Genomic DNA, 11,395 nt, shown 5'->3' with positions numbered 1-11,395 from the left:
AACGGAGCTATAAGAACGCCGCAGCCAACGAGGGGCACCAACAACTCGTCCCACTTCAACACGTCCCGCTGCCAGTCAAAGCACGGGAGTAGAAGTAGCTGCGAGAACTCCCGGCAGTTGACGTATCTGACGTTTCCGCATGTCAGATGGGGTTTGTTCTTCCAGCAGTATCAGGGCCAAGTTCTCCGGATTTGCTGCGTAGAACGCTGAAGCTATAGGTTTCCTGCATCTAATGCATGTTTCCATGGTTTAGGGGTTGCAGTGAGTGGTTCCGTCCCGGGTTTCGTCCCGCGGATGCTGGTGGATCCGGACATCGGTCTGTTCCGGGCTGATGAGCGGGCTTTCACCGCGATGCTTGATGGTTGGCGCGCGCAGATGCTGGCCCGTGGGCTGACGACCCAGACCATCAAACAGCGCTGCCAGCTGCTGGAACGGTTCCAGAAGTTCACGGGCGAGTTTCCGTGGCAATGGGGTCCTGCGGATATTGAGGATTTCCTGGCTGAGCTGCGGTCCGGCGAGAAGCCGATCAGCCTGAAAACGCTGCGTTCGTACAGCAACGCTGTGGCGATGTTCTGCGCCTACCTCACGCATCCCGGCTATGGATGGGGCGAGTTCTGCGAACGCACTTTCGGCGATATACCCAGCCAGATCTGCTTCGAGTGGAACATGCCCAGGCACACCACCGACGAGGCCGTCCCGGCGAAGAAGCGCTCGTTCACCAAGGCAGAACTGCAACGGCTCTTCGACTATCTCGACGATCTCGTCGACCGGGAATACGCGGCCGGCAGCAAGCGGTGGCTGCCTCTGTTCCGGGACTCGGTGGCCTTCAAGGTTTGCTATGCCTACGGTCTTCGCCGGCGTGAGATGACCATGCTGGATATCGAAGACTTCGGCCCCAATCCCCACGTCAACGACTACGGACGCTTCGGCGCCCTTCAAGTCCGTTTCGCCAAAGGCACGGCAGGATCCGGGCCAAGGCGACGGACAGTCCTGACCGTCCCCGAATTCGACTGGGTCGTGGACCAGCTGAGGACCTGGACGTCCAACGGGATGCGGGAGCGGTTCCCCACCGCCGACAGGTCATCAGCGCTTTGGCCGAGCGAGCGTGGCGCCCGGATGTCGCTCGGTTACTTCGGGGATGCCTTCGCAGCTGCACGGGACGCCGTTGGATTGCCCAAGGAACTGGGGCTGCACTGCCTCAGGCATTCCTACGTGACCCATTTGATCGAAGCCGGCTACGACCCGGCGTTCGTGCAGACCCAGGTCGGCCACTCGTACGCTTCCACCACCGGCCTCTACACCTCGGTATCGTCGGACTTCAAGCAGAAAACCGTGCAGCAGATGATCGCACGCCGCATCACCAACTTGGAGGACCCAGATGCCTGAACAGCGCCGGATCGGCTACCGATGGAACCTGAGGGCCCTCATGGCTAAGCGCAACCTCTGGAAGACCACCGAACTGATGCCCCTACTGCGATCCCGCGGCATCAACCTCTCTGAAAGCCAGGTTTACCGCCTAGTCACCGCAGCGCCGGAACGCATCCCGGCCAGGACCTTCGCAGCGCTCTGCGACATCCTGGACTGCACCCCGAACGACCTGTTCGAACCGTTCGTGGAGATGCGCGCCGCGTCCACAGCCAACGCACCGCAACGCAGCGAAGACCTCGGAATCCAGCCCGGAAACCCTATCGCTAAACGGATCCGACTCGTCAGTCCCGAGAACGGTGACTAGGCCACGCAAGCCAGAGGATCCCCTCCGCTGGCCAATCCCCTGCGCCCGCTGCCGCCAGCACCACAAAACCGTTGCAAGGTGGCCCGACGGCGGAATCTGCGGCTACTGCTACCAACAGGCAAAACGCACCAAAGGCACCTGCGCCTGCGGACATGAAGGCGTCCTTCCAGGGCTCATCGATGAACAGCCCGCTTGCCGTCAATGCTCGGGAGTTCGGCTCAACGTCGACTGCGAGGCCTGCGGAGCAGAAGACGAACTCCACAGCGGCGGACGCTGCTGGAAATGCGTGCTCGCAACAGTTGTCGATGAGGTACTCACAAACCCCTCAACAGGATCAATGGCCACGAACCTGATTCCGCTCGCCACGGCGTTGAAGTCGATGAAACGCGCCAACAGCGGCATCACCTGGATCCAGCAGAAGCACGTCACCGCCTTCCTCCGAAACCTCGCCGTCGCACCAACAATCACCCATCAAGTCTTCGACGAACTGCCCGATTCGCGGACCCGCGAATACGTCCGCGGCCTCCTCATCGAGCACGGCGTTCTCCCCCGCCGGGACGAACTTCATACACGCTACGAGAGCTGGTCTGCACAAGCCCTCGATCGGGTTAACAACCATGAGGACCGCGACATTATCCGTCGCTACATCCGCTGGCACCACCTCCGCCGGATGAACCAGATGGACGAAGTCAGCCGCGGCACCTTCCTGCGAGCCAAGCAGCAAGTGACCGTCGCCATCGACCTGCTTAACTGGCTCGCCGACTACGGCACCAGCCTCGACGGGCTGACCCAGGCTCATCTCGACCTATGGCAGGCAGAAGGGCCCACCACCAGACGGATCGCTGAACACTTCCTGAAATGGGCCATCAAGGCCAAGGCCGTCTCTGCAGGGCTGACCATCCTCTCTCATCGTCGTGGAACGAGCGCCAAACTCGACAAGGCAGGGCAGGATGAAGCATTGAACCGCGTGCTCCACGCTGGCGGACAAATCGAGGCACGCGATCAGGCCGCCGCGATCCTCGTCCTTGTCTTCGGGCAACAGGCCGAACGCATTGCCCAGCTGACGTGGGAAGACGTGACGGTCACCGAAGAACTCGTCACCGTCCAGCTCGGATCAATAAACATCGCACTGCCAAACCCATTGGATGAGCCCTGGCGGGAACTGGCTGAGAACCCAGCGCATGGCCTTACGGCCGCGCACCCCAACAGCAACTGGGTCTTCCCAGGACGATCGCCGGGGAAACACATAAACCCAGGCCACCTAACCCAACGCCTGACCCGGATCTTCAGCACCCGCCGCGCGGCTCGGAACACTCCACGAACTCACCAAACTCGCCCCCGTCGCCATCATCGCCGAGACCCTTGGCTACTCCCCCACGACTATTGAACGCCACGCCACCAGTTCAGCAGCCGCCTACGCTCAGTATGTCTCGGCAGTAGCTGGCACACGCCAGAGGTGAACAGAAGAGCAGGTGCCGCCGTGGGACGCCCCTAGGTTGAAGGCGTCGAAAGGGCGCCAAACAAGGCAAAGATGAACAAGCCAATGGAAATGAGCGTAAGAAACGCCACCACTCCTCGCCCACGAAAAGGTTGGCCATCGCCTGAGCGCTTGGACCGCGCGTAGAGCATGCAGCCCCCGAGGAGCACAAGGCCAGCAATGGTCGGAATCAACGGCCAATAGGTCATGAAGTATCTGCACCCCCACTCTCGGCGCTCGAAGCGAGCACAGGATCATCAACCTGACGAAGAGCAGGTGCAATAAACCACGATGTCTCCATGCAGCTCCAGCACACGAAAGCAGCGGGCGCGCTCCAGAGCGGTCCGCTACTCCCGTCCCATGAATACCCGTGCATGCCAGTTTTCCTAGATTCCTGGAAGCGGATGCCATCCACGTCGTTTCCTAACCACCCACGTACAACGCCAAGTGCTTACCTGTCAGCGTCGATCCGTGAGCTACAAGTTCCGCCGGGGTGCCGGTGAAGACAATGTTGCCGCCGTCGTGTCCGGCACCGGGCCCAAGGTCGATGATCCAGTCAGCGTGCGCCATGACTGCCTGATGATGCTCGATGACAATCACCGACTTCCCAGACTCGACCAAGCGGTCCAGCATTCCGAGCAAGTTCTGGACATCTGCCAGATGCAGCCCGGTTGTCGGTTCGTCGAGGATGTAGATGTCACCCTTTTCAGACATCTGGGTGGCAAGCTTCAGCCGCTGGCGTTCACCACCGGACAACGTTGTCAGCGGCTGACCCAGCGTCAGGTACCCAAGTCCGACGTCGCTCAGGCGGTCCAGGATTTTGTGGGCGGCCGGGGTACGAGCCTCACCTTCATTGAAGAACACTTCTGCCTCGTTGACAGACATTGCAAGCACTTCTGCAATATTGCGGCCGCCCAGTCGGTACTCAAGGACCGAAGCCTGGAACCGTTTCCCGTTGCATTCCTCGCAGGTGGACTCCACCGTAGCCATCACGCCCAGATCGGTGTAAATGACGCCAGCGCCATTGCAGGTCGGGCACGCGCCCTCCGAATTGGAGCTGAACAGTGCAGGTTTCACGCCATTGACTTTGGCGAAGGCTTTGCGAATCGGCTCCAGCAGCCCGGTATACGTTGCAGGGTTGCTGCGCCGCGAGCCCCGGATTGCACCTTGATCGATAACCACCACGCCATCACGCGGCGCCACGGAACCATGAATCAGGGAGCTTTTTCCAGAACCCGCAACACCGGTCAGTACACACAGGACACCCAACGGAATGTCGACGTCGACGTTCTTCAGGTTGTTTGTCGACGCTCCACGGACTGCAAGGAAGCCCGACGTCGGACGGACAGTCTCCTTGATGGCGGCACGGTCATCCAAATGCCGCCCGGTGATGGTGTCACTCCCCCGTAGTTCATTAACGCCACCTTCGAAGCAGACCGTTCCGCCGGCTGTTCCCGCGCCAGGACCAAGGTCGACGACGTGGTCCGCGATCGCAATGGCTTCGGGTTTGTGCTCAACCACCAGCACGGTGTTGCCTTTGTCCCGGAGTTGCAGCAAGAGCTGGTTCATCCGTTCGATGTCGTGCGGGTGAAGCCCAATGGTGGGTTCGTCGAAAACGTACGTGATATCGGTCAGCGAGGAACCCAGGTGCCGGATCATCTTGGTCCTCTGTGCCTCTCCCCCGGACAAAGTACCGGCCGGGCGGTCCAGGGACAGGTAGCCGAGGCCGATCTCCGCAAAGGAATCCAGCAAATGCTGCAAGCCTTTCAGGAGTGGCGCCACGGTGGGTTCGTCCAACTGCCGGATCCAAGCAGCAAGGTCGGTGATTTGCATTTTGCAGGCGTCCGCAATGCTGATCCCCTTGATTTTGGACGAGCGCGCCTCAGGGCTGAGCCTGGTTCCCTCGCATTCGGGGCACGTGGTGAAGGTGATGGCGCGCTCAACGAACGCCCGGATGTGCGGCTGGAGTGCATCAACGTCTTTGGACAGCATCGATTTCTGAATCTTGGGGATCAGGCCCTCATACGTCAGGTTGATTCCCTCCACCTTGATTTTGGTGGGCTCCCGGTAAAGGAGGTCCTGAAGTTCCCTTTTACTGAACTTGGCCAACGGCTTGTCCATGTCGAAATACCCTGACCCGCTGAAAATGCGCCCGTACCATCCATCCATGGAGTATCCGGGAATGGTGAGAGCACCTTCTTTCAGGGATTTGCTGTCGTCATAAAGGGCTGTGAGGTCGAAGTCGTTGACAGAGCCCATGCCTTCACAGCGGGAGCACATACCACCAAGCCGATTGAAAGATGCCTTTTCGGTTTTGGTTTTTCCTTCGCCGCGCTCCACCGTGATGGCGCCGCTGGCCTTTACCGTGGGGACATTGAACGAATATGCATTCGGCGAACCGATATGTGGCTGGGCCAAACGGCTGAAGAGGATACGCAACATAGCGTTGGCGTCCGTTGCCGTGCCAACCGTGGACCGGGGGTTGGAACCCATTCGTTCCTGGTCCACGATGATCGCCGTGGTCAACCCTTCGAGGAGGTCAACGTCCGGGCGGGCCAAAGAAGGCATGAATCCCTGGACGAATGAACTGTAGGTCTCATTAATCATTCGCTGCGACTCCGCGGCGATGGTCGCAAAGACCAATGAACTCTTACCCGAGCCCGAAACTCCGGTGAAAACCGTCAACCTTCGTTTGGGGATCTCAATGCTGATGTCCTTCAGGTTGTTTTCCCGCGCGCCTTGGACGCGGATCAAATCGTGGGTGTCCGCGACGTGCTGTGCAGGTTGCCGGGTGTTCGGACTCGTAGCAATGGTCATCTTTTCTCCATCCGGCTGGTGCCCCGCGTGGTGGCAGGCCGCAGCAATCACCGAGGCCATTACTGGTCATCGTGACCAGTCTCGATCAGTTGCTTCGATTCTGCCATTGTCTTCCACGGTTTACTCACTAAGAATGAAGCATGCCGGTATACATGAGGTCCCTCGAAACCGCAGTTCCGCCCACCATCCTGATTCAGCATCAAGCACGTGAAGTTTTTGCCTCGCAGCCAGGTTTGACGCGGCTCGGAACGCGTCTGGTCTCCACCTGCTTTGACTCCGCGGCCATTGACACGCGCTACACGGCAGTTGCCGAATTGAGCTTGGACGCGCATCCGGAAAATCCGCGCTTCTTCGACCCCGAAACCAACAGGGTTCTTAGTCCCAGTACAAAGGTCCGTAACGAAATATTCGCCACGGAGGCCACCAAGCTCTTCGTAGAGGCGGGCAAGTCTGCTGTAGCCCAAGCATCGGGAATCGACCTTGATGACATCACCCACGTCATCACGGTCTCCTGCACCGGGTTTTTCAACCCTGGCCCGGATTACAAGGTGGTCCGTGCTTTGGGGCTCAACCCGGCCGTGCAGCGCTATCACCTCGGATTTATGGGATGTTACGCGGCTTTTCCGGCGCTGAAAGCGGCCAAGCAATTCTGCCTCGCCGATCCGGAAGCGGTGGTCCTCGTCATTTGTGTTGAGCTTTGCTCCTTGCATGTGCGGACATCGAATGATCCGGACACCATCATGGGGTCGGCTATTTTTGGCGACGGTGCGGCGGCCGCCGTCGTCACAGCCCGGGAACCCCAGGGGCCGGACCCGGTGGTCCGCTTGGACCACTTCGAAACGGTCCTAACGCCGGTAGGCGAAGAAGCCATGGCGTGGAACATCGGTGACGAGGGATTTGAAATGGTGCTCGGCTCCTATGTGCCGCACATCATCGAAGAGCACATCACTGGGGCTTTGGAACCGCTCCTTGCGAAGGAACCGGAACTGGCAGCGCTCCCCTACCGCGATATCAAACACTGGGCCATTCACCCTGGCGGAAGAAGCATCCTGGACAAGGTCGAGTCCAAATTGGAGCTCACCGAGGCGCAATTGGTCCCCGCCCGGGAGACGTTGCGGGAGTACGGCAATATGAGCAGCGCGACAGTTCTCTTTGTCTTGAAGTACATGCTGGGCCAACCTGCCGAGGACAGGGAAGAACGTATATGTTCCATGGCGTTCGGCCCCGGCCTGACAGTAGAGACGGGCCTCTTCACGCTGGTGTCCCCCAGCCTGTGAGCCCTTGGGGATCGCTGCGTCAGCGTGATGAGGTGGCCGTCGAGGACATGGATCGACCTGATTGCGATCCCAAGCGGCTGGAGAAGACGTACGCGCGCTTTCCGGTGGTGAACCGCCTCCTTTCCGGATGGCATGGAACCTATCGACGCCGTATCAAGCCGCTGCTCGAACGGGACGGCAAAGCGTCCCTGCTCGATATTGGTTGCGGCAGCGGGGATGTGGCGCGGAGCCTGGCGCGCTGGGCCAGCAGCGACGGTTACAGCCTCACGGTCACCGCGATCGACCCGGATGCCCGGGCTTTTTCCTTCGCATCCCAAACCCGGCCGGTGCGAGGCGTCGAATACCGCCAAGCGCACAGTTCCGAACTCGTCGCCGAAAACTTAACTTTCGACGTCGTCATCTCCAACCACATCCTTCACCACCTCGACCCACCGCAGCTGGCCGGAGTCCTGCACGACTCTGAAGTGCTCTCGCGGAGCCTTGTGCTGCATAACGACCTCCGGCGCAGCAATGCTTCCTATGTTCTCTTTATGGCAGGATTTTGGCCCCTCGGAGTTGGTTCCTACATTTGTGGTGACGGGCTCGTGTCGATCAAGCGGAGCTACACACCATCGGAACTGGCGGCCGTGGTTCCGGCACAGTGGCGGGTGGAAAGAAACGGCCCGTGGCACCATCTGTTGACCTTTCACCCCCGTGCCGGCCAAGACCATGCGCCGGGAATGCTACGCGGGGAGGACCATGCCTGAGGTCGTCATTGTCGGCGCCGGACCGGTCGGCCTCTTTGTGGGGCTCCTTCTCCTGCAGCGTGGCCACCACGTCCGGATCCTGGAACGGCGGCGAACGCGAAGCACCCGATCGCGAGCCATAGGCGTTCACCCGCCGGCCTTGGCGCACTTGGCCCGGGCTGGAGTCGCGGACGAGTTGATCGACGCCGGTGTCCGCATCCGCGAGGGAATCGCGTATAGCCAACGTCGCGATGTTGCCCGGTTGTCGTTCTCAGGGGACGCGAACTTCCCGTTCATCCTGGCCGTGCCGCAGCCCGTCACGGAGGACACCCTGGAGCGTGCGGTCCTGCGCTTGGACCCGTCGGCGATCATCCGCGGCGCCGACGTGAAAGAGATCGACGACGGCGACGCTGGCCCGGTTCGCGTTCTCGCCGCGACAGAATCGGGAGAGCTCGACCTTTTGGCCCATGTGGTCATCGCTGCCGACGGCGCGCACTCCCGGCTGAGGCAATCGTTGCTACCGGACCTGCCTGCGCGAACCTATCCGGACAGCTACATCATGGGCGATTATTCTGACCACACGGGGCACGGGAGCTCCGCGGTGTTGTATCTGGAGCCACCGGGTATCGTGGAGTCCTTTCCGCTGCCCCACGGTGTGCGCCGCTGGGTGGTGAGGTTGGGCGCGCCGGATCCGGGCTCGACGGCGGCACAGCTGGCGGACTTGATAGCGGACAGGACAGGCGAGCACGTGGATCCGGCCAGCAACACGATGCTCAGTGCCTTTGATGTGCAGGCTCGATTGGCTAAGAGGATGGTGCACGGCCGGATGGTCCTGCTCGGCGACGCCGCGCATGAGATCAGCCCTATCGGTGGTCAGGGAATGAATCTTGGATGGTTGGACGCAGCCGCACTGGCACCCCTCATGGGAGCTCTCCTCACGGGAGACACCGTCCAAGCCCGACTCGATGAATTCGAGAAGCGTCGACGCCGTGCGGCATTGCGGGCGTCGAGGCAGGCAGGAATCAACATGGCTTTGGGCAGGCCGTTGCCCGCTAAAGCCATGAACGCCAGGAACGCGCTGTTTGCTGCCGCCCTCGCCGTTCCGCCCGTCGCGACTTTGGTAGAGCGGCGTTTCACCATGCGTTAGTCCCGCCGTCGTCGTGCATGGGTCAGCGGGCCAGGTCCAGGTACTGAGCTGGGCGGCCGTGGCGATAGGCTCGAAGCATGACCCACCTCCTTGGTGGGGCCGTTGGCCCCGCCACCAATTTCAGCGCCAGCCAAATCCGGGACGCCGTCCGGCGACTGCTTGATGAGGAGCAGCTTCCGGCGATTGTCCAGGCCGGGCACCCCGTGTTGCGCCAGTTTTCTGCGCCATATGACGGGCAGTTGGACGACGCCGAGCTCTCCGCGCTGGTGGAGCGTATGCGCCAGGTCATGCATGCTGCCCCGGGCGTTGGACTGGCCGCACCCCAGTTGGGCATCCCCCTCCAACTCGCGGTGCTTGAGGACCAGTTCGAGGTGGATCCGGCGTCGGCAGCGGCGAGGCACCGGGAACACTTGCCGTTTTTCGCCATCATCAACCCTCAATACCGTCCCCTCGGTGGAGAAACGGCCGCGTTTTATGAGGGCTGCCTATCCGTCGCCGGCTACCAGGCGGTGGTGTCCAGGCACCGCAACGTGGAGCTCAGCTACCTGACGCCGGAAGGCGTGGCAGCGGAAGAATGGTTCTCGGGCTGGCAAGCCCGCATTGTCCAGCACGAAACCGACCACCTTCACGGCGTCCTCTACCTGGATCGCGCCGAGCTCCGGTCCCTCTCCAGCAATTCTGAGCACTCGATGCGATGGTCTGCGCCGGGGATTGACGACGCGAAACGCAGCTTGGGCTTCCTGACCGACTGAGCCGGGCTATCGGCGGTCCCCCGTAGGATTAAAGCCATGTTGCCCGACGCCGTTGCCGCCCTCCGCTGTCCTGTTTGCTCGGGCACTTTCGTTCTTGACCACCAAGCACAGCTGACGCTCAAGTGTCCGACGGGGCACGCATTCGATGCTGCGAAGCAGGGATATTTCAACCTGCTGACGGGTAAGGGAACGGTCTTCGAGTCCGATTCCGCGCAGATGGTGGCGGCGCGCCAAAGATTCCTGGACGCCGGGCATTATGCCCCCCTTGAGGAAGCTGTTGCGGGGTTGGCGTCAGATTTCCTTGACCGGCCCGGCTCGCTGGTACTCGACGCCGGCACCGGTACCGGCCATTACCTGCGGACAGTACTGGACGCGTCGCCAAAGGCGGCGGCCATTGGGTTGGATATTTCCAAGTTTGCCCTGCGGCGTGCGGCCCGGCTTAACCCTGAGGCCGCCAACCTGGTCTGGGACCTCTGGCGTCCCCTGCCTGTGGCAGATGACGCGGTGGACGTCGTCATGGTGGTGTTTGCGCCACGAAACCCCGCTGAGTTTGCCCGGGTGTTGCGTCCTGGCGGAACGCTGATCGTCGTGACGCCGCAGCCTGGTCATCTCGCAGACCTGGCTTCCCTCGGGGGCATGCTCAAGATCGAGGAAGGGAAAGCCGAACGCCTTGCTGCCACGATGAGCGGATATTTCACTGAGGCGGTGGAGCACACCTTGGACGTCCCCCTCGTCCTCAGCGGATCTGAGATTACAGACCTTGCCTATATGGGGCCGGCTGGGCACCACTTGCGCCGCGAGGAGATCGACGCGCTGTTACACGGCCGGGCAACCCTGGCCACCACGGCAAAGTTCCAGCTCAGCGCGTTTACCGGTGGTCCCCGGCTCTCCTAGCGGCTAGTCGCATTGCCCCGGACCACTGACGCTGACCCCGGTCTCGGACTAGGATGAAGGGATCGAGACTGCGATCCTGTTTACGGGGTCCAGGACCAAGGGGGACGTAATGTTTGAATGGCTCGGCGAGAACTGGTGGGCCCTCTGGCTCACGGTTTTTCTTGCGTTCGCAGTGGTGGAAATGCTGACGCTCAGCCTCTTCTTCATCATGCTGGCAGGGGGTGCCCTGGCAGGCTTGGCCGCTGACTTTGCGGGTGCCCCGTTCTGGCTGCAAATCGTCATCTTCTCCGTCGTCTCGCTTTTGATGATTGCTTTCGTCCGGCCCATCGCGCTGAAGCACCTCCACAAAGGTCCTGAAGAGCAGCGCACCAATATCGACCGCCTGATTGGGCAGTCCGCCCTGGTACTCGAATCCGTCAGCGGCACCAGCGGACTGGTCAAGATCGGCGGCGACGTCTGGAGCGCCCGCAGCACCGCTGGGATTCTCGACGCCGGCGCAACTGTCCATGTGACAAAAATTGAAGGTGCGACGGCGGTGGTCACCTCATCTGCCGACAACAGCCCGAGCTAGCCG

General features: G+C 61.2%; 10 protein-coding genes. 9 read left to right on the top strand and 1 reads right to left on the bottom strand.

What is annotated here, in order from left to right; all coding sequences use genetic code 11:
• Positions 1 to 261: 261 nt before the first annotated feature.
• The 3 genes from SB659_RS06615 (at position 262) to SB659_RS06605 (ending at position 3,119) form a co-directional block, all read left to right on the top strand.
• The gene (locus SB659_RS06615) at positions 262 to 1,386 is read left to right on the top strand and encodes a tyrosine-type recombinase/integrase (protein WP_410549859.1); all 1,125 of its coding nucleotides are present in this window, start codon (positions 262 to 264) and stop codon (positions 1,384 to 1,386) included.
• A complete protein-coding gene (locus tag SB659_RS06610; RefSeq protein WP_410549858.1) occupies positions 1,379 to 1,732 on the top strand; it encodes a helix-turn-helix domain-containing protein in 354 nt (117 codons plus the stop codon). Before SB659_RS06615 ends, SB659_RS06610 begins: the two co-directional genes overlap by 8 nt.
• 337 nt (positions 1,733 to 2,069) lie before the next feature.
• On the top strand, positions 2,070 to 3,119 hold the full coding sequence (locus tag SB659_RS06605; RefSeq protein WP_410549857.1) for a hypothetical protein: 1,050 nt from the start codon (positions 2,070 to 2,072) through the stop codon (positions 3,117 to 3,119).
• Positions 3,120 to 3,632: 513 nt separating this feature from the next.
• On the opposite strand, the gene SB659_RS06600 is transcribed toward SB659_RS06605, so the two are convergent.
• Positions 3,633 to 6,026, bottom strand: a complete 2,394-nt coding sequence (locus tag SB659_RS06600) for an ATP-binding cassette domain-containing protein (RefSeq protein ID WP_410549856.1) — start codon at positions 6,024 to 6,026, stop codon at positions 3,633 to 3,635.
• A 140-nt stretch (positions 6,027 to 6,166) separates the two neighbouring features.
• Here SB659_RS06600 and SB659_RS06595 point away from each other — a divergent pair, with 140 nt between their 5' ends.
• From SB659_RS06595 to SB659_RS06570, 6 genes are all read left to right on the top strand, one after another.
• Complete coding sequence (locus SB659_RS06595; RefSeq protein WP_284974634.1) at positions 6,167 to 7,303, top strand: type III polyketide synthase; 1,137 nt, start codon at positions 6,167 to 6,169, stop codon at positions 7,301 to 7,303.
• Positions 7,300 to 8,049, top strand: coding sequence for a class I SAM-dependent methyltransferase (locus tag SB659_RS06590; RefSeq protein WP_410549855.1), 750 nt, complete (start codon positions 7,300 to 7,302; stop codon positions 8,047 to 8,049). The genes SB659_RS06595 and SB659_RS06590 overlap by 4 nt, the downstream gene beginning before the upstream one ends.
• A complete protein-coding gene (locus tag SB659_RS06585; protein ID WP_410549854.1) occupies positions 8,042 to 9,175 on the top strand; it encodes an FAD-dependent oxidoreductase in 1,134 nt (377 codons plus the stop codon). Before SB659_RS06590 ends, SB659_RS06585 begins: the two co-directional genes overlap by 8 nt.
• Before the next feature lie 77 nt (positions 9,176 to 9,252).
• Complete coding sequence (locus SB659_RS06580; RefSeq protein ID WP_410549853.1) at positions 9,253 to 9,927, top strand: peptide deformylase; 675 nt, start codon at positions 9,253 to 9,255, stop codon at positions 9,925 to 9,927.
• Between the two features lie 36 nt (positions 9,928 to 9,963).
• The gene (locus tag SB659_RS06575) at positions 9,964 to 10,821 is read left to right on the top strand and encodes a methyltransferase domain-containing protein (RefSeq protein ID WP_410549852.1); all 858 of its coding nucleotides are present in this window, start codon (positions 9,964 to 9,966) and stop codon (positions 10,819 to 10,821) included.
• Between the two features lie 109 nt (positions 10,822 to 10,930).
• Positions 10,931 to 11,392: an NfeD family protein gene (locus SB659_RS06570; protein ID WP_284974639.1), complete on the top strand. Its 462-nt coding sequence runs from the start codon at positions 10,931 to 10,933 to the stop codon at positions 11,390 to 11,392.
• The last annotated feature ends 3 nt before the right edge of the window (positions 11,393 to 11,395 follow it).

Source organism: Arthrobacter sp. SIMBA_036, assembly GCF_046535135.1.
Lineage (GTDB): Bacteria > Actinomycetota > Actinomycetes > Actinomycetales > Micrococcaceae > Arthrobacter.
Note: the sequence above shows the minus strand (reverse complement) of the source record. Positions and strands in the feature narration are given on the sequence as shown.